General features: G+C 41.6%; 24 protein-coding genes. 12 read left to right on the top strand and 12 right to left on the bottom strand.

The genetic code is table 11. The features are described 5' to 3' along the window. Positions 1–12: 12 nt before the first annotated feature. The 3 genes from H6G28_RS12720 (at position 13) to H6G28_RS12710 (ending at position 2,427) form a co-directional block, all read left to right on the top strand. Positions 13–774 (top strand): S1 family peptidase, encoded by a 762-nt coding sequence (locus H6G28_RS12720; RefSeq protein WP_190671136.1) that lies wholly within the window; start codon positions 13–15, stop codon positions 772–774. A gap of 78 nt (positions 775–852) precedes the next feature. Then, positions 853–1,650: a S1 family peptidase gene (locus H6G28_RS12715; protein ID WP_190591332.1), complete on the top strand. Its 798-nt coding sequence runs from the start codon at positions 853–855 to the stop codon at positions 1,648–1,650. A gap of 48 nt (positions 1,651–1,698) precedes the next feature. Continuing rightward, a complete protein-coding gene (locus tag H6G28_RS12710) occupies positions 1,699–2,427 on the top strand; it encodes a hypothetical protein (protein ID WP_190591333.1) in 729 nt (242 codons plus the stop codon). Between the two features lie 444 nt (positions 2,428–2,871). Here H6G28_RS12710 and lptC read toward each other — a convergent pair whose 3' ends face one another. The 3 genes from lptC to metG form a co-directional block, all read right to left on the bottom strand. Continuing rightward, complete coding sequence (lptC, locus tag H6G28_RS12705; RefSeq protein ID WP_190671134.1) at positions 2,872–4,131, bottom strand: LPS export ABC transporter periplasmic protein LptC; 1,260 nt, start codon at positions 4,129–4,131, stop codon at positions 2,872–2,874. Continuing rightward, positions 4,128–4,760 (bottom strand): LabA-like NYN domain-containing protein, encoded by a 633-nt coding sequence (locus H6G28_RS12700; RefSeq protein WP_015112605.1) that lies wholly within the window; start codon positions 4,758–4,760, stop codon positions 4,128–4,130. The genes lptC and H6G28_RS12700 overlap by 4 nt, the downstream gene beginning before the upstream one ends. A gap of 171 nt (positions 4,761–4,931) precedes the next feature. Beyond that, positions 4,932–6,533: a methionine--tRNA ligase gene (gene metG, locus H6G28_RS12695; RefSeq protein WP_190591335.1), complete on the bottom strand. Its 1,602-nt coding sequence runs from the start codon at positions 6,531–6,533 to the stop codon at positions 4,932–4,934. A 374-nt stretch (positions 6,534–6,907) separates the two neighbouring features. Here metG and H6G28_RS12690 point away from each other — a divergent pair, with 374 nt between their 5' ends. From H6G28_RS12690 to H6G28_RS12680, 3 genes are all read left to right on the top strand, one after another. Then, positions 6,908–7,633, top strand: a complete 726-nt coding sequence (locus H6G28_RS12690; protein ID WP_190591336.1) for a lysophospholipid acyltransferase family protein — start codon at positions 6,908–6,910, stop codon at positions 7,631–7,633. 342 nt (positions 7,634–7,975) lie between these two features. After that, entirely contained in the window at positions 7,976–8,803 is an 828-nt protein-coding gene (locus tag H6G28_RS12685; RefSeq protein ID WP_190591337.1) for an alpha/beta fold hydrolase, read from the top strand. Between the two features lie 318 nt (positions 8,804–9,121). Continuing rightward, the gene (locus H6G28_RS12680; RefSeq protein ID WP_190591338.1) at positions 9,122–10,234 is read left to right on the top strand and encodes a hypothetical protein; all 1,113 of its coding nucleotides are present in this window, start codon (positions 9,122–9,124) and stop codon (positions 10,232–10,234) included. Positions 10,235–10,377: 143 nt separating this feature from the next. Here the strand turns inward: H6G28_RS12680 and H6G28_RS12675 are convergent, their stop codons facing one another. Continuing rightward, positions 10,378–11,082 carry a Uma2 family endonuclease gene (locus tag H6G28_RS12675; protein WP_190671132.1) on the bottom strand — a complete coding sequence of 235 codons (705 nt, stop codon included), beginning with the start codon at positions 11,080–11,082 and terminating at the stop codon, positions 10,378–10,380. Between the two features lie 155 nt (positions 11,083–11,237). On the opposite strand from H6G28_RS12675, the gene H6G28_RS12670 reads away from it, so the two are divergent. The 6 genes from H6G28_RS12670 to H6G28_RS12645 all read left to right on the top strand — a co-directional run bounded on the left by H6G28_RS12670 (position 11,238) and on the right by H6G28_RS12645 (position 18,118). Further along, on the top strand, positions 11,238–12,716 hold the full coding sequence (locus H6G28_RS12670) for a leucyl aminopeptidase (protein ID WP_190671131.1): 1,479 nt from the start codon (positions 11,238–11,240) through the stop codon (positions 12,714–12,716). Between the two features lie 362 nt (positions 12,717–13,078). Continuing rightward, the gene (gene plsX, locus H6G28_RS12665) at positions 13,079–14,104 is read left to right on the top strand and encodes a phosphate acyltransferase PlsX (RefSeq protein ID WP_190591341.1); all 1,026 of its coding nucleotides are present in this window, start codon (positions 13,079–13,081) and stop codon (positions 14,102–14,104) included. A 78-nt stretch (positions 14,105–14,182) separates the two neighbouring features. Next, on the top strand, positions 14,183–15,175 hold the full coding sequence (locus tag H6G28_RS12660) for a beta-ketoacyl-ACP synthase 3 (protein WP_190591342.1): 993 nt from the start codon (positions 14,183–14,185) through the stop codon (positions 15,173–15,175). 88 nt (positions 15,176–15,263) lie between these two features. Then, on the top strand, positions 15,264–16,145 hold the full coding sequence (fabD, locus tag H6G28_RS12655; RefSeq protein WP_190591343.1) for an ACP S-malonyltransferase: 882 nt from the start codon (positions 15,264–15,266) through the stop codon (positions 16,143–16,145). Positions 16,146–16,341: 196 nt separating this feature from the next. Then, positions 16,342–16,980 carry a lysophospholipid acyltransferase family protein gene (locus H6G28_RS12650; RefSeq protein WP_190671129.1) on the top strand — a complete coding sequence of 213 codons (639 nt, stop codon included), beginning with the start codon at positions 16,342–16,344 and terminating at the stop codon, positions 16,978–16,980. A 100-nt stretch (positions 16,981–17,080) separates the two neighbouring features. After that, positions 17,081–18,118, top strand: a complete 1,038-nt coding sequence (locus H6G28_RS12645; protein WP_190591345.1) for an AI-2E family transporter — start codon at positions 17,081–17,083, stop codon at positions 18,116–18,118. 7 nt (positions 18,119–18,125) lie between these two features. Here the strand turns inward: H6G28_RS12645 and H6G28_RS37355 are convergent, their stop codons facing one another. The 8 genes from H6G28_RS37355 to H6G28_RS12610 form a co-directional block, all read right to left on the bottom strand. After that, positions 18,126–18,248 carry a hypothetical protein gene (locus tag H6G28_RS37355; RefSeq protein WP_277883228.1) on the bottom strand — a complete coding sequence of 41 codons (123 nt, stop codon included), beginning with the start codon at positions 18,246–18,248 and terminating at the stop codon, positions 18,126–18,128. A gap of 168 nt (positions 18,249–18,416) precedes the next feature. After that, positions 18,417–19,202: a retron system putative HNH endonuclease gene (locus tag H6G28_RS12640; protein WP_313949914.1), complete on the bottom strand. Its 786-nt coding sequence runs from the start codon at positions 19,200–19,202 to the stop codon at positions 18,417–18,419. A gap of 5 nt (positions 19,203–19,207) precedes the next feature. Next, positions 19,208–20,563, bottom strand: a complete 1,356-nt coding sequence (locus H6G28_RS12635; protein WP_190671125.1) for an AAA family ATPase — start codon at positions 20,561–20,563, stop codon at positions 19,208–19,210. A 186-nt stretch (positions 20,564–20,749) separates the two neighbouring features. Then, the gene (locus H6G28_RS12630) at positions 20,750–21,199 is read right to left on the bottom strand and encodes a hypothetical protein (RefSeq protein ID WP_190671123.1); all 450 of its coding nucleotides are present in this window, start codon (positions 21,197–21,199) and stop codon (positions 20,750–20,752) included. 152 nt (positions 21,200–21,351) lie between these two features. Then, positions 21,352–23,823: an ATP-dependent Clp protease ATP-binding subunit gene (locus H6G28_RS12625; RefSeq protein WP_190591353.1), complete on the bottom strand. Its 2,472-nt coding sequence runs from the start codon at positions 23,821–23,823 to the stop codon at positions 21,352–21,354. A 380-nt stretch (positions 23,824–24,203) separates the two neighbouring features. Continuing rightward, the gene (gene rimI / locus H6G28_RS12620; protein ID WP_190671121.1) at positions 24,204–24,749 is read right to left on the bottom strand and encodes a ribosomal protein S18-alanine N-acetyltransferase; all 546 of its coding nucleotides are present in this window, start codon (positions 24,747–24,749) and stop codon (positions 24,204–24,206) included. Between the two features lie 16 nt (positions 24,750–24,765). Then, on the bottom strand, positions 24,766–25,467 hold the full coding sequence (locus H6G28_RS12615) for a Uma2 family endonuclease (protein WP_190671120.1): 702 nt from the start codon (positions 25,465–25,467) through the stop codon (positions 24,766–24,768). Positions 25,468–25,471: 4 nt separating this feature from the next. Beyond that, positions 25,472–26,167 (bottom strand): Uma2 family endonuclease, encoded by a 696-nt coding sequence (locus H6G28_RS12610; protein WP_242054551.1) that lies wholly within the window; start codon positions 26,165–26,167, stop codon positions 25,472–25,474. Positions 26,168–26,289 lie beyond the last annotated feature (122 nt).

The following is a 26,289-nucleotide window of genomic DNA, read 5'->3' as shown; positions in this document are numbered from 1 at the left end:
TTGTAAACCCCAATGAATGGTTCTCCGTTGACACTGGTTGTCTGTCTTGGCAGTATTTCCGTGATTTTGTCGGCATCAGCACCAGTTGTCAGTATTCCTACACCAAATTACATTGCTCGCTCAATTACTGTCAAAGTTCTATCTCAAGATTTTTTGGGTTCCGGTATTTTGTTGCGGCGTAGTGGTGCAACATATACAGTACTGACCAATGCTCATGTATTACAAGCTGGTGATCCTCCCTATCGTGTACAAGCGCCAGATGGTAGGATTTATAGAGCTAATTTACCTCAAAACTTAAACTTCGGAAAAAACGATTTAGCTGTGTTGCAATTCAAAAGTGCAGGCAGTATCTATGCAATAGCATCTCCTGGTGCATTTCCCGCATCAGGAGATGAAGTATTTGCTGCGGGTTATCCGGCTGTGGAAGAACGAGGTAAAAAACAAAGCTTGGCCTTTACCACAGGCAAGGTGAGTTTAGTTCTAGCCAAACCTTTAGAGGGCGGTTATCAACTAGGCTACACCAACAATATTAAAAACGGGATGAGTGGCGGCCCTTTATTAAATGTTCGGGGTCAAGTGGTGGGAATCAATGGAATGCAAGCTTATCCATTGTGGGATCAACCATCAGTATTTGCTGATGGTTCTAAAGTTGATGCAAGATTGCATCAAATGATTATTCGCCTCAGTTGGGCTGTACCGATGACAAAGGTGAGACAGATGATGCCAAAAGCCGAAAACACTACAGTTACTACTGTATTTAGTCAAGCTGATTAGCGGGCGAAAAATTTTGGATTTAAGATGTCTAACGTTCTGTCAATCTACCGTCATCATTTTTTACATTGGTGTGAGATTATGAGACTTAATCGTGGATTTACAACAGCAATTGTCGGGGTAGCGATCGCCTTTACGCAACCAGAAATTGCTCAATCTTTAACTGCACAGGATGTCACTAATCTTGCTCAAAATATTACTGTCATGATTAGTGGCCCGCAACTTGGCTCTGGAGTGATTATTTACCGCAAAGGCAAAACCTACAGCGTGCTGACTAATTGGCATGTAGTTGATGCGCCAGGAACTTACACCATCCAAACAAGAGGTCAGACCCAATATCAAATTCAACCCACGTCTATCACCCGTGTTCCAGAGGCAGATTTAGCAATTTTACAGTTTAACAGCGATCAAGCCTACAACGTGGCGATTTTTGGCAATTCCGATGCCACCAGGGAAGGCACCACAGTATATGTATCCGGCGCACCAGAACCATTACACGGCATTGAAAACCGTACTGTGTTAGTACCAGTCGGACAAATTATTGGGACTAATTCACAAGATAAAGAAGGTTACACCTTAATTTATAGCAACACGACTTATCGCGGAATGAGTGGTGGCCCTGTGCTAGATGATAACGGCCGTTTAATTGGGATTCACGGACGAGGTGCGAGATCCGACGGGGAAAAAGTTGGGTTTAATTTAGGCATTCCTATCAACATCTTTGTTAATTCCAAAGCTGTCAGAACTTTGAAATTAGCAATACCGATTTCTCAACCAAAAGATAAACCTGCATCGGCGAATGTTCCCGCCATTGGCAGACCATCAGTAATCAATGGTTCTGGCGGAGCCGCAGGTTCTTGCCCTGGTAGAATTTGCTAAAGATGGCAGAATTTAGAATAAAACATTTTAATTTACACATTTTTTCAGATGAAAAAAATTTTAAATCTTAGTCTTGTAACTGTATTACTATTGCCAAGTTTGCTAAATTTTACTGGTGAACAAGCGATCGCCCAAACTGCGATCGATGAAGATAAACTCAATACAGTGAATGGGATGCCTTGGGCTGGCGGTGGTTTGCCTTTTAGTAAACTCGTAAATATCCAAGATACCCTAGTCAATTCCGCTTTAGGCAAAGTAGTTATTGATGCCCACGGTGAAGACCCTTTAAGCAGTTTAATTAAAAGTCCCTTTAGCGGCCCTCGTCCTGGCAGATTTGTAGTTGTGTCTCTGTGGGGAAGCAAAATTGAAGGCTGTTTTGCTAAAGTCGTCGTCCAAACCGCCCCAGCCGATGGCCAAGCAACATTAGAACAAATCGCCCCCACCACCATCGAGTTAGGTATTGATGGTCAAATTCTGCAATTAACTCCTAGCCCTAATAGCAAAGTCAGAGGCTTTTCTGGCAAATATACATATACCGAATATGAAAACAATCAAAATGTTTCATATAGCAATACTTGGTATATGTCAGACACTTTGTTTGCTATTAATGCCGATGCTGCTAACATTTTACGCAAAGCTCAACCCAAAGAAGTCCGGGTTCGGTTAACTTTTGCCAATGGTGATACCAAAGTCTTTCCCATCGGTAAAGGAACTGTAAAACATTGGCAAGAAGCCTATGGTTTTAATAGTGCTTGTACTGCACCAAATCAACCGTAAATAAGGCAAAAGGTAAAAGGCAAAAGGCAAAAAATAGATGCTATGCCGTAGTTAAAAAACTATAATTAATAGCTAATTATTGGTGATTTTCAAACCTAGCGATTAGCTATTTTTTTTATGAAAATCCCTAAATATAAACCAATACGGTTCAGTTATTACTTTTTTCTTCTCTTCGCGCTCTTTGCGCCCTTTGTGGTTCGTTAAAAAAATGAATTTAACAAAAAGTTTTAGGAACTCAACAGAGTCTTGAGAATGTTGGGTTACGCTATCGCTACACCCAACCTACACAATAATTACAAAACTCTTGATTCTCTCCGTGCCTTTGCGCTTCTGCGTGAGAAAATTCATCCCGTATTTATGCAATATTTTACATAAAAACAGCGATCGCCACCTTACACAGCATCATAGTAGGTTGAGTGCGATCGCACTTTTTCCTTTTTACTTTTAATTCCTCGGTTTTGGTGATTCAGGAATAATTTCTGTCACGACTCGATTACCTGTTTTACCACCACTCACAACAATGTTGTCTGTTTCCAAATTACCAACGGCTGTATCTCCATTAAATGTTAAGGCTGGGCTGGCTTGGCGATAAACTACATTTCCCTGCGCCTCTAATAATTTTTTATCGAGATACCAAGTTAAATTTTGAGAAGTTAAAGACTGACGACGCTGACCGATGGCGTTGACATTTCCTACTACATAAACTGTTTTTTGGGGGATTTTCATCTCAGCTTGATTACCCGTCACCGTCAGTTTTTCCGCCCGGTGAAATACCCGCACAGGAGAATTTGTTTTGATGTTTTCTGTATTCATATCCCAAACCATAGAGTTACCAATGATCTGCACTGGTGGTTCTAATAAATCTGCTTGGGCATTTTTGTTGATGGTAGCAATTTTAGTTTTTAAGTTAAATTCAGCAGAATTACCGCGACCACGGTCAGTAATTTGATTATTTTTATACCGTTCAAATTGTAAAGGGCGATCGCCAATTAATTTTTCTTGTTTAACCTGCCAAATTAAATGTTCTGTCCGCATTTTAATTTGGGGATCAGTCGCATTAGCAACGACTTTACCGATAAATTCGGCTACTTGTTCGCGGGTTTTGACTCGTGCTTCTTGGGCTATGGCTTGTAACTGTTTATGCCTACCATTGATTTGATTCCGCATAATCAGTAAACCATCTTTGGGTAGCCATTCCATTTCGTTACCTTGCAAAACCACACCATTAGTAGGGTCTGTGGCTACAATTTTACCTTTGAGAAATAGCCGTTTACCATCTTGTTCAATATCTGCTAAGTCGGCTTTAATTTGATAAACTATTTTGCCATCTTGATATAATTCTCCATAAGGATTTTCGGCTTGAGCTATTTCTTTTTCTTTAGTGTATCTTGCCTTTTTGGCTTTGACTGTCCAAAGCGGTCGTCCGACTTCATCGGCTTGTTCTAGGGTGACATCAAAAAAAGTTAATTTACTCTCAGAATCTTCTGGCGAGGAACTTTGATTATTTTGATTGGAGTTGGTTGCAGGTTTACCACAAGCCCCTAAACTGAGCATTAACAGTAAACTCAAGAGTAGGTAAGACCATTTGGTTGTAATTGATTGGAACTTCCAAAAACTCAAGTCATGAAAGTGGGGGGATTTATTTGTTATTCCCCCCAGAAATCTAAAATTTATTTTTGCTATGTGCCTACCTTGCTGCTTCATGTATCCTGAATTTCTAGATGTCCGTCATGGTCTGTTGGGTCATCCAAAAAACCCATTCCCGATAAGGGGCGATAGGGGTAACTTTGGCGTGGGGTTTTTTGGATATCTTCTTTGATAGCTTCTAAATCAATGTAGCGATCGCTCACATTAATTAAACTATCACTGGTCATGGAGCGTAAACTCACAACCTCTACCCTGACACCACGATAGCTTACAGAATTGACAGCGTAGGCTAAATCGCCATCTCCACTCACCAACACCGCCGTATCATAGGAATCAACCAACGCCATCATATCAACGGCGATTTCGACATCTAAGTTGGCTTTCTTGGAACCATCTGGGAGTTGTACTAAGTCTTTGGCAATGACGCGATAGCCATTCCGACGCATCCACAACAAAAAACCTTGCTGCTTTTCGTTGGTTCTATCGACACCAGTGTAGAAAAAAGCCCGCAACAGCCGAGATCCACCTGTTAAACGACACAACAACTTGGTGTAATCAATTTCAATTCCTAATTGCAAAGCCGCATAAAATAGATTTGAGCCATCAATAAATATAGCGACTCGGCCTCGATTCTCTAAAACTTGTTCCGGCGTAAATATCGAGTCGTTTTCTAAATTATTCAACATTGTTGTCATACCTCATTTTTATCTTGATATTTTTGATACAAATTTCCAACTTTGACTTTTAGCTAGAGAGTTTTATGATAATTTTCCGGGGCTAATGATTTAAGTTCAGCCCCGATAAATTTTTTGAGAGATTTGAGAGATTAGAAAATGTTCTGAAAGAAATTAAAAAAACTAATCGTTTTTCGGAGGTTCTATGCGTTTAAAAATTGGTTGAGGATTCCCCAACAGTTGTTTATTAGATAGTAACCCCCATTGGGAATGAATGGAAAATGGGGCAGCAGTTGCTGTTTGATTTTGTTCGTTAAAGTTGATTCCAAAACCCAGTTGCTGATAAATTTCGCTACTGATATTGGGAATAACTGGTGAAAGAAGATATGCTGACAGTCTAACTGATTCCAAAACTGCGTAAAGCACTTTTTCTACTTCCTGCTGCTGTCCTTGTTTATATAGTGACCAAGGGGCTTGATCATCAATAAACTTATTACTGGCTTGTACCAATGACAGAACAGCTTCGCAGGCTTGGTTAAAAGCTAGTGCTTGATATGCTTGTTGTACCTGTTCCCCTAGACCTAAACCAATCGTTTTCAAAGGATTTGCCGCAGAAATGGTTTCATCTGAAACTGACACTTGATTGCCAGCACAGTATTTCTTCACCATGTTCAAGGAGCGATTTAACAAATTACCTAAATCATTTGCCAAATCTGCATTTAAAACGTTGATGAATCTACTTTCATTAAAGTCGCCATCTTTGCCAAATTCGATTTCCTTAAGAAAGTAATAACGAACGGCATCACTACCATATCTCTCAACTAGAGCGATCGGATCAAGGGTATTACCCAGCGCCTTCCCCATTTTCTGCCCATCTTTGGTCAAAAATCCATGCCCAAATACTCTGTCTGGTAAAGGTAAGTCTGCCGACATGAGCATTGCTGGCCAGTAAACTGCATGAAACCGCAGAATATCTTTGCCAATTAAATGCAAGTTAATCGGCCACCATGTTGCTAAAGCGTTGGCTAAGGTTGGTTCAGCATCGGGTTCTAATAATGCTGTGACATAACCCAGCAGCGCATCAAACCAGACATATAAAGTTTGGTTAGGATCAGTCGGAACAGGAAAACCCCAGTCAAGATTAATCCGGGAAATGGAAAAATCTTGTAAACCTCGGCTGACAAAGCTTAAAACTTCATTACGACGGCTTTCGGGTTGAATAAAATCTGGGTGCGATTGATAAAACTCTTCTAATTGAGTTTGGTATTTAGATAAGCGAAAGAAATAATTTTGTTCGTCTCGCCATTCAACTTCTTTATTGGTATGAATTGGGCAACGCTTACCATCTAATAATTCTCTTTCTTCTTTAAATTCTTCGCAGGCTACGCAATACCAGCCTTTTTGCTGCCCTTGGTAGATATCGCCTTTTTGCCAAACGCGCCCAAAAAATTCTTTAACAATCGCTGCATGTCGCGGCGCAGTTGTCCGGCTAAAGCGATCATATTGAATGTTTAATTTCTCCCATAAGCTAACAAAACTGGGAACAATCCCATCACAAAATTCTTGGGGCGCTTTGCCTAAAGACTCTGCTGAACGTTGAATTTTCTGCCCATGTTCATCTGTACCTGTAATTAACAGGACACGATGTCCCTTGAGTCTCTGATATCTAGCCACTACGTCTGCGGCGATGGTTGTATAAGCACTTCCAATATGAGGGACATCGTTTACATAGTAAAGGGGTGTTGTCAGTGCAAATGTCTGGTCTGTTTTATCCACTAGGTTCATGCAGAATAAAAAACAAATTATTAAAACGTTTTATACTTAGTTATGAAGGCAAAACTACGCAATTATATTACATTACTATCTCTTTTTCAAAGTTCACCTTAATATTAGCAAATTTCTAGAGTTCAGAAATGTTTTGTAATAAGTACAAATTTGGCTAATTTCGGCTCTAAAAACAGAAAGGAGAATTTCATAAGGTTGATCTGAGGTTGTTTCTTACATAGATTGTGACCAAAAGTACAACGCTCTAAACATAGAAAAATCGTTTGCTTTTATAGATAAGACATTTCTATCCTAAGAGGGTCGTAGTATCAGTAAAGAAATGTAAAAATTAAATCAAGATAAACTACGATATTTTCCCAAAAATATATTTAGATATGAGTCTAAATAGCCCCTTAGATATTTCTCGCTTATTTTTAGCAACTTTTTCCACACGAATGTTTTGCTATTACGAGGATCGCATTCCTCGTGATGCAAGTTTGTTAATAGTGAGCAATCATCGCAGCTTTATGGATGCCATGATTTTAATGAAGGCGTTATCAAGTCCGATTCGTTTTGCTTGTCATCACTACATGGGACAAGTGCCAATTTTGCGCGAAATTGTCACCGGACAATTAGGTTGTTTTCCGTTAGAAACAGTGGAGAATCGGCAGCAAAGCTTTTTTGCTCAATCACAGATGCTATTAAAGTCTAAGCAGATGGTAGGCGTTTTTCCTGAAGGGGCTGAACCGATGGTGCAATCAACTCCAGCATCGGCGGTGGGGGAATTTCAGCGCGGATTTGCCCATTTAGCGTTGCGGACTGGCGTACCAGACTTAGCAATTTTACCAATTGCGATCGCCTCTTTAGAAGAAGTCAACACCACAGCTTTTCCCCTAAAACTGTTGAGTTTGTTTGACCCTTCCGAACCTTTATTTAACCAATATGGATGGCATCCATTAGTGATATATCAACGGGTAGCTGTACTCATTGGTCGCCCTTATTGGATTACAAACGATCATCAAAGTCAATATCACGGCAAACAAGCCAGAAAAGTTATAGCTGAACTCACACAACACTGCCACAGTGAAATCGCAAATTTACTACAACAAGGATGTTATTGATATACAACACCACGGCAGAATTTTAAAGATGACTTTGCTGGTGTTTTAATTGTAATTTTTTTGCTGATTTTAGATATATATTGCTAAATATGATCTGACAGAATCTTTATATAAGACTAAATTATATTTACAATAATTTGATTGCAGGTTTAAGTGAGTTTTTATTAGCTGAGTTATGATTTTAACAGACTTTTACCTGTAATACTGTCGAAAACTTAAATTCACTATTTTGAACTGATAATTTTTGTCTGTTTATGGGAATCATTTAAAAAAAAATCTCAAAGGATAATAATTGTATGCAGGTAAAACGATAAAAATCCTCAAGAAAATTAAAGTTGTACAATGCCAGAAGTTGAGTTAAAGCCGTGTTTTCTGACTCCGAAACGAGTCCAACCAGAGTATCCGTTGTTTGTTTATTTACCGGGAATGGATGGTACTGGTGAGTTACTGCGATCGCAAACATCGGGACTAGAAGCAGGCTTTGATGTTCGCTGTTTGGCGATCCCCAGAAAAGACTTAACGACTTGGGAAGAGTTGACTAATAACGTCTTGGACTTAATTCACGCAGAATTGGAGAAAAGTTCCCAAAGGTCAATTTATTTGTGTGGAGAATCATTTGGTGGCTGCTTGGCGATGAAGGTAGCTACTAAAGCCCCGCATTTATTTAAACGGATTATTTTGATTAACCCCGCCTCAGCTTTTCGCCTGCGTCCGTTTTTAGATTGGGCATCCCATTTATCATGCTTAATACCAGAATCTTTGTATGATATTGGTGCATTGGGTTTATTACCGTTTCTGGCATCTTTAGAACGCCTAGACAGAAGCGATCGCTATGAGTTGCTAAAAACTATGCGTTCTGTCCCATCCGTAACAGTAAATTGGCGATTGACTTTATTGCGAGAATTTGAGGTTGACGATGACAAATTACGCCGTCTCACCCAACCAGTATTGTTAATTGCTGGTGCAAGCGATCGGCTTTTACCTTCTGTGACAGAAGTGAAGCGAATCGCTGCTATTTTACCTAAATCTCAGGTTTTCATCCTGCCCAATAGCGGCCACGCCTGTTTGCTAGAACAAGATGTCAGTCTGTATGAAATTCTGCAAAACAACAACTTCTTAGAAACTTTGAATCACAAGCTTTACAAGCTACCAGTGAAGGAATTCGGTTGAGCAGGAGGCAGTGGTTCGGCTACGCTCACCAACCGGAGGCACTTTGGCAAAGCCGGAGAAGTCAAAAGTCAAAAGTAAAAAATCAAAAGTCAAAAGTATTCTTCATTTTTGCCTTTTTACTTACCACTAAGCGGTTGAGGCAGGGAGTAGACAAAAAGTTTTTCACTCAGTACTCAGTACTCAGCACTCACACTTCGACTTACCTCGACTTCGCTCGGTACAAGTCGCTCAGTGTACGGCACTCAAACTTGTACTTGTTGGAAGATGTCAAGTTAGTCTTGATTTCGCTACAAACAGATTAGAGCGACTGGCATAACAATGACAAACCAACCCCAAAAACAACCAGAAGTAGAAATCACTAATCAAACATCCGCTAAAGAGAAATCATCGTTATTTGACTCTTTGGCGACGACTGGTAAAACATTGTTTGATACAGCCTTGGGCGTGGGTGTAGCCACAGCTAAACAAACACATAAGTTATTTGGACAAGCAACTCAAACTACTGGCCAAATAGTTGATCGCCTCAGTCAAAATTGGCTGATTAGAAGGCTATCGGGTTTTTTAAATCTGAATTGGCTGATTGGTGCTAGTGAAAATGTTGATCTAGAAAAAGCCGCCACCACCGTTAACAAACTTAAACAAAAATATCCCCAGGAATCGCCTAGCCAGATTTCTCACCGCATCATGCTAGACACAGCCACCAAAGCTGGGGGGATTGGGTTTGCCAGTAGTATTTTACCAGGGGTAGCAGCAGCATTATTAGCGGTTGATTTAGCTGCGACGCTGAAATTGCAATCGGAAATGCTGTATAAAATTGCGGCCGCTTACGACTTAGATTTAAAAGATCCAGCCAGGAAAGGCGAAGTTTTAACAATTTTTGGTTTGGGGTTGGGTGGTAATCGTTTGTTAAAAGCTGCTGGATTGGCGTTACTGCGAAATGTGCCGTTTGCGGGTGCAGCGATCGCCACTAGTTCTAATGCGGCCTTAAGCTATTCTCTAGGGTATGCAGCTTGTCGATTTTATGAAGCCAAACTAGATGAATCTGTTTCCTTAACATCACCAGAAACTTTAGCAACCCTGAAAGCAGAAAGTGAAAATTACTTAGAAACTGCGATCGCTCAACAAGCCATCATGGATAAAATTCTCGTTCATGTAATTCTTGCCAGCCATCCCGAAAAAACCTGGGAGGAAATTTTACCAGAATTGCAAGCATTGAACCTCAGCCCAAATTCCCTAGATGCGATCGCCAACAATATCAAGTCACCGCAACCATTAGATACACTCCTCAACCAACTCAACCGTGATTTTGCAATCCCACTGTTGGCACAATGCCAAAGAATTGCTCAACTTGACCAGCAAACCACAGGAGTAGAACAAGAAATAATTAATGCGATCGTCAATAAATTTGACATTGACACCACTGAATTGTGATTCCAAAACTAGCCTCTAGCCTCCAGTCCCTAGTACAGGTCGGCGTAAATAAACAGACCATAAGAAAATGCTAAAAGGCTTGTATTATCGTTATTCTTTCTTTTTACTTTTGCCTTTTTACTTTTGCCTTGTTGTACTAGCCTCTATTCCTGTTCAACCTGCTCAGGATCAATACCCAGTTCTCTGAGGCGTTGCTTTAATTGCTCTACTTGCTGTTCAGCTTGCTGTCGAGCTAAAGCTTCTGCATCTATTCTTTGTTGTGCTTCACGTAGTGCTTGCGCCTGTTCTGTGGGGTTCAGCAACTTTTCACCTGTATCTTCTCGGTAAAAACTAATCAGTTCTCCTTCTACCTGCAAGCGCAAACCTAATGGTTCACTGCGATTGTCGGTAATCAACTCATAAGAATCTTGGCGCAACCGATAACCCCGCAACTGTCCTTGTACCCATTCGCCTCTGGGGTCAAATAACCAGTATTCTTTAACACCAAGTTGCTCGTACAAAGTCTTCTTAAATTCCTGATCGTGATTTTTCGTCCCCGCCGAAGTCATCTCAAAAATCACCGATGGAACTTCCCCTTCTTCCCACACTTTATAGTTATCTCGACCACCAGGTGCGACATTAAAAATTACCATCACATCAGGGGCAACACGCAACTTAGGAAACCCTTGAGCGTAGTAGAGAAATTGATTGGCAAGGACTGTTGCTTGTTGTCCTACTAAATACTGACGCAGAATTTCTAGTGTCGCCAGTAACACACATAAATGAGCATAGCTTTCTGCCACTGGTTCACCATCGGAACTAGGATAGAACACTTCTGAGCGTTGATTTGGAGTCAAGGCTGAGGTCATAGTCATGCCATACAGAAGGTTAGGATGTTTTAATTATAAAAGTCAGTGGTGATTCGCCCTTTCATACTTCACACTTCATACTTCTAACTTCTCTTCACACTTCAAATTTTTGAGCAATACTGGTACAAGAAGGAATCTTTAAACAAAATCCCAAAATGGCAACAATTAAACTTAGTAATCAGCCTCTGCTGGAGTGGGCAGGCGATAGTTTGGCAATTGGATTATTTGAAGATGCGGTAGAGTTAACAGGTGAACTGGCGACTTTGAATGAAAAGTTCGCTGGCATCTTAAAAGAAGTCATTGCCGAAGAAGAATTTACAGCCAAAGCCAACAGCACTGTCTTTATTCGTGTCGCTGGCGGCGGTGCGGTTAAAAAAGTAATCTTGGTTGGCTTAGGAAAATCAGACGCACTGAAAGTAGATAGTCTGCGGCGGGCGGCGGCGGCGGCGGCGAAGGTAGCCAAAAAGCAAAAAAGCAAAACTCTCGGATTTAGCTTTCCCTTATGGAATAACGACCCAGCCGCCACAGCCCAAGCGATCGCAGAAGGTGTAGAGTTAGCTTTATATCAAGATGTGCGCTTTAAATCAGAACCAGATGATAAAGGCGCAAAAGTTGAAACTGTCGAGTTACTGGGCTTTGAAGGTCAAGAGGATGCAATCAAGCGTGCCAATCAAATTGTATCTGGGGTCATTTTAGCCAGAGAGTTGGTAGCCGCCCCAGCCAATACAGTTACACCCATTACAATGGCCGAGACTGCCCAAGAAATTGCCAAAGACTACGGCTTGCAATTACAAATCTTGGAAAAAGAAGATTGTGAGAAATTGGGTATGGGTGCCTTTTTAGGAGTCGCCCAAGCCTCTGATTTACCACCCAAATTCATTCACCTCACCTACAAACCAGAAGGTACACCCACCAAGAAACTAGCCATTATCGGTAAAGGTTTAACCTTTGATTCTGGTGGGTTGAATATTAAAGGTGCAGGTAGTGGAATTGAAACCATGAAAATTGATATGGGTGGTGCAGCTGCTACCTTGGGTGCAGCAAAAGCAATTGCCCAACTCAAGCCTGATGCCGAAGTTCACTTCATCTCTGCCGTTACAGAAAACATGATTAGCGGTCGCGCTATGCACCCAGGCGACATCCTCAAAGCTTCTAACGGCAAAACAATCGAAGTGAATAACACCGATGCTGAAGGGCGTTTAACCTTGGCTGATGCTTTGGTATATACAGATAAATTGGGCTTAGATGCGATCGTGGATTTAGCCACCCTCACAGGTGCAAACGTCATTGCTTTGGGTGAAGATATCGCCGGGTTATACACTCCCCATGATGCCTTAGCTTCGCAGTTAGAAACAGCTGCTGGCACATCCGGCGAAAAAATTTGGCGGATGCCAATGGAAGAAAAATATTTTGAAGGCTTGAAATCGGGGATTGCCGATATGAAAAACACCGGGCCGCGTCCTGGTGGTTCAATTACCGCCGCCCTATTCCTCAAGCAATTCGTCAAAGATACCCCTTGGGCGCACTTAGACATTGCAGGGCCAGTCTGGGCAGACAAAGAAAACGGCTACAACGGCCCCGGCGCAACTGGCTACGGTGTACGGATGTTAGTTAACTGGGTACTTGAGCAATAAAAATAGGACTTACGCAAAAAACCTCTCAAACTCTCATTTCTCCGTGAACTCTGCGTCTCTGTGGTTCGATTTTCCGTGGCCTGTGCGTAAGTCCTAAAAAAATCAAAAATAAAAAGGCAAAAGGCTCTGTCTTTTGACTTTTGCCTTTTTACTTTTAACTTCTCGCGTGTTATCTTGGGCTTGCCGCCAAAATTATGTTGCAATAATGACAAACCATGCGGAGTACTGACTCATTTTTAATTGACTCAGCACTCAGCACTCAGCACTCATTACTGAGTATGGTAATTTGGCAGTGAAGAAGTTACGGTTTTTTAACAAAGCCAATCTGGTAAAATTTGTAAGGTTTCTATAAGCTCTGAGCAATGGGATCGACTAGCGCACGGATAGCAATTGACGCAATGGGGGGGGATCACGCACCCAAAGAAATCGTTGCTGGTGCATTACGCGCCAGTGAAGAATTGGGTGTGAAAGTCTTGCTAGTTGGTGATCCCCAACAAATTAAAGCTGTCATGCCGCCAAAAACTACTTTGGAGCGGGTGGAGATAGTTCCTGCTGAAGAAGCGATCGCTATGGATGAGGAGCCTTTAAATGCGGTTAGACGCAAACGTAAGGCTTCGATTAATGTAGCGATGGATTTGGTCAAAAATCAACAGGCAGACGCTGTATTTTCTGCTGGACACTCTGGGGCAGCTATGGCATCAGCATTGCTGCGTTTAGGAAGATTGCCAGGAATTGATCGCCCAGCCATTGGTACAGTTTTCCCCACGATTATGGCTGGCAAGCCAGTATTGATACTGGATGTCGGTGCAAATGTAGACTGCCGCCCTAAATTTTTAGAGCAGTTTGCTGTGATGGGTTCAATTTACAGCCAATATGTTTTGGGTATGGATACACCAAAGGTAGGCTTACTCAATATTGGTGAAGAAGATACCAAGGGCAATGAGCAAGCACTCCGCGCCCATCAACTGCTGCGGGAAAATTCTAGTATCAATTTTATTGGTAATGCCGAAGGACGTGATGTACTTTCGGGACAATTTGATGTAATTGTCTGTGATGGGTTTGTGGGCAATGTGTTACTCAAATTTGCCGAATCTCTGGGAGGAGTAATTCTGCAAATCTTACGTGAAGAACTGCCCCAAGGCTTGCACGGTCAAATAGGGACTGCCCTGTTAAAACCAAATCTCAAGCGAATTAAGCAACGGATGGATCATGCGGAGCATGGAGGTGCTTTACTGTTAGGTGTGGCTGGAGTTTGTTTTATCGGCCACGGTAGTTCACAAGCACCTTCAATTTTTAGTGCAATACGTATGGCAAAAGAAGCAGTTGATAACCAAGTGCTGCACAGACTTAAATCGCAGTACGAAATCCTACAGCGTGAGAACGGTTAGTCATAGTTGATATTGTCATCCGTGATTTGTCCCCAGAAGGATGAATGATGAAAACGCTGAGAGCTTGGGAGAGCAGGAGTGCAAAAGTTAGGCATCGCATTTACAGGAAGTGGCTCGGCAGTTCCCGAAACTTCCCTCGACAACCAGGCACTAACAGCACTGGTTGAAACATCAGATGAATGGATTACCACAAGAACGGGTATTCGTCAACGACGAGTATCACTTTCTTCAGGTTCATTGACTGAATTGGCGGCGGCCGCAGGGGAAAGAGCGATCGCCGCCGCCGGCATTCAAGCTACGGACTTAGATTTGATTTTGCTGGCAACATCTACCCCAGATGATTTGTTCGGCACGGCTTGTAAAGTCCAAGCCCAGTTAGGCGCAACCAAAGCAGTTGCCTTTGATTTAACCGCCGCTTGTTCTGGCTTTGTATTTGGGCTGGTAACAGCTGCTCAATACATCCGCACAGGGGTATATCAGAATGTACTGGTGATTGGGGCAGACATCCTCTCCCGTTGGGTAGATTGGCAAGACCGTAAAACTTGCGTGTTATTTGGTGATGGGGCAGGTGCGGTAGTATTACAAGCAGCCGAAAGCGATCGCTTGCTAGGATTTGCCCTCAAAAGCGACGGTAGCCTCAATCATCAGCTTAACCTCGGCTATGCAGCCACTCCCCAAGAACTACTCCCAGGCATCAACGTTTCTCAAGGCACTTACCAACCCATCAGTATGAATGGCAAAGAAGTATACCGCTTTGCTGTCCAAAAAGTGCCGGAAATTATTGATAAAGCTTTATTTGAAGCCAACTTGACCGTTGATCAAATAGATTGGTTAGTCTTGCATCAAGCTAATCAACGCATTCTAGATGCTGTTGCCCAACGTCTAGAAATTCCCGAACAAAAAGTTATTAGTAACCTTGCCAATTACGGCAATACCTCCGCCGCTTCTATCCCCCTCGCCTTAGATGAAGCAGTGCAACAAGGCAAAATTAAACCCAATGACATCATTGCTGCATCCGGTTTTGGTGCAGGTCTGACCTGGGGTGCAGCTATCTTCCAATGGGGAAGATAAGTATTAATAAGTAAAAAGTAAAAAGTAAAAACGTAAAACTTTTTACTTTTGCTTTTTTCCTTTTGACTTTTTAATTGACGATTGACCAATGACTAAAACCGTATGGGTGTTTCCCGGACAAGGTTCCCAAGCACTGGGAATGGGAACAGACTTATTAGATATACCAAGTGCTAAAGCAAAATTTACTCAAGCTGAAGAAATCTTAGGCTGGTCTGTTAGCGATATCTGCCAAAACCAAGAAGAAAAGCTAGGACAAACTCTTTATACTCAGCCCTGTCTTTATGTAGTGGAAAGTATTCTCGCTGACTTGATGCGAGAACGGGGACATCAACCAGATGTGGTGGCTGGACATAGTTTAGGTGAATATATTGCCCTTTACGTTGCTGGGGTTTTTGAATGGTCAGCAGGTTTGCGTTTAGTTAAACGCCGTGCTGAACTAATGGATAGTGCGGCTGGTGGAATGATGGCGGCTTTAATGAACTTTGACCGCGAACAATTAGATACAGTTATAGCCGAAACGCCAAATGTAGTTTTGGCAAATGATAACAGTCCAGGACAAGTGGTCATCTCTGGAACTCCTGATGCGGTACAAGCGGTAATGTCGCAGGTTAAAGCCAAACGTGCGACACCCTTAAAAGTTTCTGGCGCGTTTCACTCACATTTAATGTCGGCTGCTGCGGCTGAGTTCCAAGAAATTCTGGAGACAGTAGAATTTCAGTCTGCAACTGTACCTGTAATGTCGAATGTTGAACCTACACCCGCCACTGACGCAGAAATTTTAAAACAGCGTCTTACGCAGCAAATGACTGGTTCAGTACGTTGGCGAGAAATTTCGCTGCAATTACCAGCTAACAACATTGAACAAGTCATAGAAATTGGCCCTGGCAATGTTTTAACTGGGTTAATTAAACGCACCGTTACTGATTTAATCTTAAAGAACGTCCGTAATGCTGCTGAATTAACAGAATAGGGAGTAGGGACGAAAAAATCAAAAGTTAAAAGGCAAAAGTAAAAAATATACTAACTTTTAATTTTTAATTTTTAGTTTGTGAAGGGTATTCCAAAAAAGAAATTATCCCATTTGTTGACTACCTCTATCCACCTTGTCTTCCTTGTCCCCCTTGTCCCCCTTTTCCTAATTCCTACTCCCCACTCCCTAATGTCCTATGTCTCGCAGTCGTGAACCGTTAATTAGTCTGGCGCTTTACCACGCTTTCAAATGGTCGGTTGTCAGCCCCATGCTTCATACTTACTTTCGTGGGAAGATTTATGGGGTCGAAAATGTGCCGCAATCAGATCCTTTGGTAGTTGTGAGTAATCATGCTAGTTATTTTGACCCGCCAATTGTTTCTAATTGTGTGCGCCGTCCGGTAGCATATATGGCGAAACAGGAGTTATTTGAAATTCCGGTTTTGGCACAAGCTATTAAATTATATGGTGCTTACCCCGTGAGTCGCGGTAGTGCCGATCGCAATGCCATTCGGGCTGCTTTAGAATGTTTAGAAAATGGTTGGGCTGTGGGAGTGTTTTTACAAGGGACTCGCACACCCGATGGCAGAATTACTGACCCGAAAAAAGGCGCAGCCCTCTTAGCCGCAAAGGCGCAAGCACCAATTTTACCTGTGAGTTTGTGGGGAAGTGAAGGAATTTTAGAAAAAGGCTCATCCATACCGCGTGCTGTTCCCCTGACGATTAGAATTGGTGAGGTAATTGCACCGCCAAGTTCTACTAACAAAGATGAATTAGACCGTGTAACCCAAAAGTGTGCAAAGGTCATCAACGAAATGCACGATTTAGGGCGTTGATGAGAAATATGCTTTTCGGTAGTAGCGATCGCCACTGTATTTTTATATGTTGCTAATGTCTACTAGCGATCGCTAAATTAACTAATTTTTAAAATATTATATGACCGGCTCTGATGCCAAGAACTTTTGGAATCGCTTGAATAATTCGGCGTTAGTCCGCTTTTTGTTGTTAGTGGCTTCTGGCTGGGCTTTCGTACAACTTTTAGCATACTTTGAAGCCGTCATTGTTATTTTTACATTTGCGGCAATTTTAGCTTTTTTACTCAGCTATCCTGTAAATTGGTTGCGGCGGTTTTTACCTCATGGGGTAGCTGTAATTGTTGTCTTCTTAATCAGCATTGTGATTTTAGGCGGATTATTAATCACCGTTGGGATAGCAGTATTATCCCAAGGACAGCAATTAATTGATAGTATTTCGGGATTTTTAACTTCTCTTGCGCCTTTTTTAGAAAGAATCGAAGAATTTCTCCGTAACCGCAATCTGCAAATAGACTTGAGTTTAATTGAAGAACAATTGCGGAATCAGGCTATATCAGGTTTAGTCACCAGCTTAACTTTTCTACAACAGTTATTAACTAATTTTGTCACCTTTATTTTAATTGCTGTTGTAGCATTCTTCATGCTACTAGATGGCGAAAAACTATGGAATTTTATCTTAAAGATAGTCCCTAAACAACGCCGCATCAGATTTACCAATATCATTAGACGCAGCTTTTTAGGGTTTTTTCGTGGTCAGCTATTACTGAGTTTGTTTTTAACCACAACTACTTTCATTGTCTTTGTAATCTTGCAAGTACCTTTTGCCTTACTATTATCTGTAATTGTCGGTTTTTTAGATATCATTCCAGGTATTGGAGCAACTTTAGGTGTTAGCACAATTACTTTAATTGTCTTATCTCAAAATGTTTGGCTGGCATTGAAAGTATTGATTGCTTGTATTATCCTCCAGCAAATTCAAGACAATCTCATTGCACCTCGGATTATGCAAGGTGCGCTAAATCTCAATCCGGTTGTGGTATTTTTCGCCTTATTAGTAGGTGCTAGAGTCGCAGGCTTATTAGGAGTTTTCATTTCTATTCCAATTACGGGAGTAATTGTATCTTTATTTGAAATTGATGAGATGAAAGCTGAGGTTTAGTCAAGAGTTATGGAGTAGCGATCGCATTTTGTTCTTCTGTTGGTAATTTTTCAATTTCTGCGATCGCAAGCTGTAGTAATTCAGTCATGTTTGAGGAGTTTAAATAGCTTTTTACAATTGATGATATCAAGTATTTGAGTATGTTAGTTTAGCTTACTGTTGTATTGCCTCTCGTGCTACCTAACTCATCGCTCTATTTAGAATAATTCATTAGCCAACAACCTGTCTACAATTGGTTCATATCCTATTTGTTAAACTGTCTCTACTGAGAAAATAAAAACCCCTGCTGATTTAGCAGCTATGGTAGTTGGTGAACACGAGAAAATACAGCATAAGCAGGACTACGCGTACTCACTTTTTTCAAAAGAGCGATCGCCTCTGGATCACGAAAATGATGAGCAAGATGTGGAAGGATATGCACAAGCGCAAAAGCACTATATTCTTCACTAGTCTTACAACTATCTTTTAACATTTGAATTGCTTGTAATTTTACTTCTATATCAATAGTATTTAATGCCATTATCAGTAGAGTTAATAGCTTTTCGATGTATTTACTGCGGTTCTTGATTAACTCTTTTCGTCTAATAATTCCATTTAAATCAAAAATTTGTGTTACTTGGTTTCCACAATCATCATGTCCTTTTATATTAGCCAACTTAGTAGAATGATCCCAATAGAAATCTAAATGCAAAAATGGATCAATTTTGTCATTGCTAGGGTCAAGTAATAGAGGCTTACCATTTACGTCCAGTGGAAATTTAGTTCCTTTATGATTTATACTATTACAAATAGTGCATGAATACAGAAGGTTAGTCCACTCAAATGTCAAACTTTCATATATACTTTTAGGATGAAAATGTTCGATTTCTCCATAATCAACCACTGAAATCTTACTTTCACAATATGCACATTTGCCATGAAACATTTCTTCTAAAGCTTTTTTAATTTCTGGATGATTATATTTATTAGTTGCATTTTCAATTTGTTTCTTAGTAGCATTAGGATTAGCTTTAGTTGTTTTTAGTTTTGCTAACCATTTAGCACCCAATCTTATTAAGATATCTGGTTGGGGACTTCTTGGCACAGGAATCAAGGCAAATTTTCCTCCAAGAACGCATCTATTCTAGCTTCTAAACTCCCAGGTTCAGGTGGCCCAGCAATTGGCTGTAAGGTTTTCATAAAGTTCCTGAGTTGCTCATACTCTTGCTTGTCTTTTTCACTGAGGTTGTCTTTATTGTTATCTAATTCATAGAAACGTTGTATTTTCTCCTGTGTAGCAGGTGAATGAGTAGACTCTAAACCAAAAGCTGGACTTCTGAGGATATAATCAGCATCATAAGCAGAAATATTATCTATTTGTCTTACTTCTACTTCACCATCTACCAATTCTAAACGAAGAGTAAGTGCATCTTCTCCTCCACCCGCAGCGATAAGTGGACTATGAGTAGCGATAACAAATTGTAGATTTGGAAAAATATTTCGCAACCAACCAGCAATTTTTCTTTGCCAATATGGATGAAGATGAATATCTAATTCATCAATTAAAACTACACCTGAAGCCTGAGTGGGGTCTTCTAAATCAGGAAAAGCTTGCATTAATCGCCAAATTAAATCTCCAGCTAAGGCTATTACACTCCGATAACCATCAGATAAACCAATAGTTGCTACTTTACGACCATTAACAAAAAATTTGATTTGACCATCAGCAGTGATTTCAGCAATTTTAGTATCTCCAGGAATGAGACTTTCAATTACTTTTTTTCCTATTTCCAGCTTTTTACTTGCTTCCTGATCCCCTTTGGCTATGCGAAAATCTAGGTAAACCATCCACTGCTCAAATGAACTTATAGGTGTGTCTTCATTGAACTGTGTAATGAAGTTACTAGAACGCTTTGGGGTATCTAAACTAGGTAACATTCTTTGGCTAATACGGGTTAGCCGACGAAACGCACCATAACCTACTGCAAACCATCCTTTAGTGTTAGAAGCAAAGGCATTAGTTCGTAACCAACTTAGAAATCTCGAATATTCTTCAATTAGTGCAGGTTCAGTATAAGTTTCTGTTTTATCTTGACTAATTTTAATAGTTGTAGGTGTGTCACCAGTAACAAAGTATGAATAAGTAAAACTTCTACTGATTTTTTCTTTACCATAAGTACCAGCGTCAAGTGGATCTTGATGTAGCACAGCACTCAGTTTCCCTGGTTTAGAGGAGTCACTAACCCAACCTGTAGGACGGGGGAGAAGTTCTTTTGCAGCTTCAGGCCCGGCTAAAAGTAGTGCTAATGCTTGAAGTAACGTGCTTTTTCCTACACCGTTTTCACCTAGTAAGGTAATCCAAGAGTAGGGTTTTGCCTTTTTACCAGTTTCACGATTGCGAATAAAGAGTATTTTTTCTTCTCGAAAGCACTTGATATTACTAAGTGTTATGCTTTCAACCCACATTATTTATATCCTTAAGATTTTGCATCATCAATAGCTTGTGAATTAATTTAACCTCATTTTTGAGTTCAACTGTATCTACTAGGGTTTGACTACTTTCCACTAAGCAATATTACAAATATACCTAAACTTAAATGGTAAAGGAACGAAACCCAACAACAGTAGCGTGTTTTTGGGTTTCGCTGTTGCTTAACCTAAATTGCTAATGCTCTCTGGATGATTTGGTGATGTCAGTGTTTGAATTAGTTTTGAGATAAACTCATAAGCTAATGATATCAGGTTAATTTTTGCTTCAACATCGCTAGGTGGAAACGTAGATGATGTTGATTCAGTATGGTTATTAAATGTTCTTCCATCAAGCACTGCCTCAACGCTAAACTTTCCTGACTGCTGAAACATCAAACCATAATCAAGAGATACAAGACTTATATTTTGGTATGTATCCATATCAAAAGTTACCCTTATATAACGGAAGGGATAAACCCTAGTTACTAAATGCTCAGTCAGTTCAACCACCCAACTAAAAACCTGTGATTCTTCAGATTTGATCCTGGCAACCGATAATTCCCAGGTATTTAAATCAGGTATTAGCTGCTGAATATCTCTAGCGGCTTGTTGAATTGTTGTTTCGTTTAACATTTTCGATTTTAAAGAGGTTGTAGAAATTTAAAGAGTATTGTTTTGCCTCTTATTACACAGCCTAGCCATAATGCCAAGAAAACAAAAACGGTAGAGAAATTTATCCTCTACCGCTTGCTAATATTTATTTGAGACTCAATCCCAAACGTTAATTACGACTCAATTCCTTGAGGTAACAACTCCCGGCGCTGTTGAGAACTAACTTGCACGTTGCCGTTTTCATCAACATCAACAACGGCGGTATCGCCATCTTTGATGCGACCAGACAGAATTTCTTCTGCGAGGCTATCTTCCAACAAGCGCATAATTGCCCGACGCAACGGTCTTGCACCGTAACTGGGGCTGTAACCTTCTTGGATGAGTCGGTCTTTGAAGCGTTCGGTGACTTCTAAGGTGATACCTTTTTCTGTCAGGCGACCAAACACTTCTTTGAGCATGATGTCGGCGATTTGGGTGACTTCTTCGCGGTTCAATTGACGGAAGACGATAATCTCATCCAAACGGTTGAGGAATTCTGGACGGAAATACTGCTTGAGTTCTTCGTTAACCAGAGTTTTAATCCGGTTATACTGCGACTCGCCAGCATCTTCGGTGAACTCGAAGCCGATGGTGGAAGCGCCTTTTTCAATTACCTTAGAACCAATGTTGGATGTCAAAATCAGCAAGGTGTTCTTGAAGTCAACGGTGCGACCTTTGGCATCGGTTAACCGACCGTCTTCTAAAATTTGCAGCAGCATATTGAAGACATCGGGGTGGGCTTTTTCGATTTCGTCGAACAGCACCACGGTATATGGACGACGGCGCACAGCTTCGGTTAATTGACCGCCTTCGTTATAACCAACGTAACCTGGAGGCGAACCAATTAGTTTGCTGACGGTGTGGCGTTCCATATATTCCGACATATCCAGGCGGATCATTGCTTCTTCAGAACCGAAGAAGTAGGAAGCCAAGGATTTTGCCAACTCAGTTTTACCTACCCCAGTCGGCCCGGAGAAGATAAAGCTGGCGATGGGTCGGTTGGGGTTTTTCAAACCGACACGCGCCCGACGGATTGCCCGTGAAACTGCTTTCACTGCGTCTTCTTGTCCGATGAGTCGCTGATGCAAGGTGTCTTCCATGTGCAGCAGCTTTTCGGATTCAGACTCGGTGAGCTTGTTGACTGGTACACCTGTCCAGGAAGCGACGATGTGAGCAATGTCTTCTTCGGTAACAACGGGTTCTACACCGTCACCACTTGCACCGTTGGTTTTGCTTTGGGCGATCGCGCGGATTTCGGCTTTGATTTCCATTTCCCGATCGCGCAGTTCCCCGGCTCTGTCAAAGTCTTGGGAACGCACTGCATCATCTTTTTCTTTTAAGATTTGGCGCAGTTCTTTATCTAACTCTTTAGCTGCGGGGGGCAGTTGGGAGTTGATTAACCGCACGCGCGAACCTGCTTCATCAATCAAGTCGATGGCTTTATCTGGCAAGTAGCGATCGCTGATATAACGGTCAGACAATTTCGCTGCTGCAATCAAAGCTTCATCAGAAATTTTCAACTTGTGATGCTGCTCGTAGCGATCGCGTAGTCCATGCAATATTTCTATAGTTTCATCGACTGACGGCTCACCTACCATGACTGGCTGGAAGCGGCGTTCTAAGGCTGCATCGCGCTCGATGTGTTTGCGGTATTCGTCGAGGGTGGTGGCACCGATACACTGCAATTCACCTCTTGCCAAGGCGGGTTTGAGGATATTTGCTGCGTCGATCGCACCTTCGGCTGCACCTGCACCAATTAGGGTGTGAACTTCGTCAATTACGAGAATGACGTTACCCGCCTGACGAATTTCGTCCATGATTTTCTTCAGGCGTTCTTCAAATTCACCCCGGTATTTGGTACCTGCTACCAGCAAACCGATGTCTAACGTGACTACACGCTTGTCTTCCAGGATGTCGGGGACATCTTTGTTGGCAATGCGGCTCGCCAAACCTTCGGCGATCGCGGTTTTACCAACCCCTGGTTCACCAATCAGCACTGGGTTATTTTTTGTCCGGCGACCCAAGATTTGAATTACACGCTCAATTTCTTTTGCGCGTCCTACGACTGGATCAAGTTTGTTGTCCGTCGCCATCTGGGTTAGGTTCGAGCCGAATTCATCCAAGGTAGGAGTCTTAGTGCGTCCCGATTGACCGGTCGCCGAAACCTCTGCTGTTTCTCCCAGCATTCGGATGACTTGGGTTCTTACCTTAGATAGATCCACCCCAAGGTTTTCTAGCACCCTGGCTGCTACACCTTCCCCTTCCCGGATCAGGCCCAACAGCAGATGCTCGGTGCCAATGTAGTTATGCCCTAATTGGCGCGCTTCTTCTAGGGATAGTTCCAGAACCCGCTTTGCCCGTGGCGTAAACGGAATTTCCACGGCCACAAAGCCTGAACCCCGGCCTATGATTTTTTCTACTTCAATACGGGCATCTTTGAGATTGACACCCATTGATTTCAGCACCTTGGCCGCAACTCCTGTGCCTTCCCCAATCAGACCCAGGAGGATCTGCTCGGTTCCCACAAAGTTGTGACCTAAACGGCGGGCCTCTTCTTGGGCCAGCATGATTACCTTAATGGCTTTTTCTGTGAAGCGTTCAAACATGGCATTTTTCCCATCACCTGCGTCGTGCCGGTACGCTGATTTTAGCACAGGCTAAGGTTTTGGGTGTCTGTATCAGAGATAATAGACATCCAAGGGAGACTACTCAAATTGATGGGTGGATTTGTCAACTGTTGATGAATTTTGCTACGGCTACTGACTTGAGGAGCTTTGATTTACTGGCTTTTCAGCTTGAGTTGTAAATAGTTAGCCGTTGTTATGATAGTTTAATTTTACCAGTCACAAATACTAATTATTAGCACATTTTGAATCTAAAAGTCAAAATTTTTCTAAAAGTATTTTTTATTTAAAATATAAAAATTTTTCTTATTAAAAATTCTAATGAATTAACTAGAGGTTAGAGGCTAGGGACTAGCCTCTAACTAAATCAATTGCCAAGAAAATTCGCTCAACTGTTGGCTGACAATGGTGTGCCACTGGTCTAAAGTTTGTTGAAAATGTGGATATTGCAATTCTGATAACCACAAAATCAAAGCATCTTCGTCGTTGTCTTTGTAATAACGCCGTCGCCGCCCCGCCGTTTTAAAGCCAAATTTCTCATATAAGGATATGGCTGCAATATTAGAAGCTCTCACTTCCAGGGTGGCGCGTTCTAAACCGCGATCGCAGGCTGCCTTCAAGAGAGCGTACAATAAAGCCTGCCCCAAACCCTGACGGTGATATTGGGGATGAATCGCCAATATAGTAATGTGGGCTTCGTCAACAATTGACCAAAAACAGCCCATACCCAAAAGTTTAATGCTCGACAATGGCGCAAACAAACCCAGTAACTCGCTGTTTGGGCTTTCTAATTCGCGTTGATAACCGGCTAAAGTCCAAAGACCACCAAAACAAGTTTGATCGAGTTCGAGGATGGTACTAAGGTCATCGGTTGTGAGCGATCGCAATTTTAATTCTGATGAAATCACATTTAACTGATCAAAATTATAAGGAGGACTTAGTGGCAAGGTTTTCAACAAAACTCTGGTGTTCTGGACTAGCCAAACCTTGCTGCAAAACTGCTAAAACTTTTGCTAAATTCCCGGCTAATAATGCCGCTTTATCTAAGCATAAACCCGGAAAAACATGAGAATAAATCACACCCTCCTGATTAGGCGCAAGTTTGATATATTCCCCTTGCTCTAACTTGAACCAATCAAATTCATTATCATACACACGCCAGACTAAATATTCTTGCACTTGATTGCGGCGGTATACTTTTAACTTTTCGTGCAAATCCAAAGAAACACTACTAGCGGCAACTTCTACAATTAACTCTGGCGCACCTTCAATATAATCATCGTCACTAACGCGCGTCTGTCCGCCATTGGCAATTCTCAAGCATACATCTGGTTGAGGTTCATTATCGGCATCTAAGCGGACAGTGGAATTATCAGCCAGTTTAACTCCAGGTGTAGCTACTTTATAAAGTCCCAACCAAATGATAACGTCAGCATGGGGTTCACCATGACCTGTCACTCGTAACGGAGATGCCATATAAACAATGCCTTCAATCAGTTCCGCTTTTTTCACTTCCGGCATAGCATGATAACGACGCTCAAATTCTATACGGGTGAGTTTGTCGCCGTTTTCCAAAGGTGGCAGGGTTGATAGAAGAGTGATAATTGCACTAGGACGTGTAATCATATTTTTATGATGAGTGTTTGGTAGCGAGTTTTTCCACAAAACTTTGGTGTTCCGCACTAGCCAAACCTTGCTGCAAAACTGTTAAAACTTTTGCTAAATTCCCGGCTAATAATGCCGCTTTATCTAAGCATAAACCCGGAAAGACACGAGAGTAAATCACACCATCACTATTAGGCGCAAGTTTAATATATTCCCCTTGCTCTAACTTAAACCAATCAAATTCCCCGTCATACACGCGCCAGACTAAATATTCTTGCACCTGATTACGGCGGTATACTTTTAACTTATCGTGTAAATCTAAAGAAACACTACTAGCGGCAACTTCTACAATTAGCTCTGGCGCACCTTCAATATAATCATCATCGCTGACACTTGCCTGTCCTCCATGAGTAATTAGCAAACAAGCATCTGGTTGAGGTTCATTATCTGCATCTAAGCGGACAGTGGCATTATCTCCCAATTCTATCCCAGGCGTAGCAGATTCATATAAGCCCAACCAAGCCATAACATAAGCATGGGGTTTACCATGACTTCTAAAACGTAAGGGAGATGCCATATACACAATTCCTTCAATCAGTTCCGCTTTTTTCACTGCCGGCATAGCATGATAACGACGCTCAAATTCTCCACGGGTGAGTTTATCGCCGTTTTCCAAAGGTGGCAGAGTTACTAAAAGAGTCATAGGAGAACTAAGGGTCATAATTTTTTCTCCAAAACTTCGACTTTGAGCCATAAACCCTAATAATCAATAGATTAAAAGAATTATGGTGAACTGAAACAGCGTTGATCAAAAGTGCTGCATTCAAACTAACTGACCTTAAG

Origin of the sequence: Nostoc sp. FACHB-190 (assembly GCF_014696905.1) — a bacterium.
GTDB lineage: Bacteria > Cyanobacteriota > Cyanobacteriia > Cyanobacteriales > Nostocaceae > Nostoc_B.
This window is presented reverse-complemented; position numbering and strand designations above follow the sequence as displayed.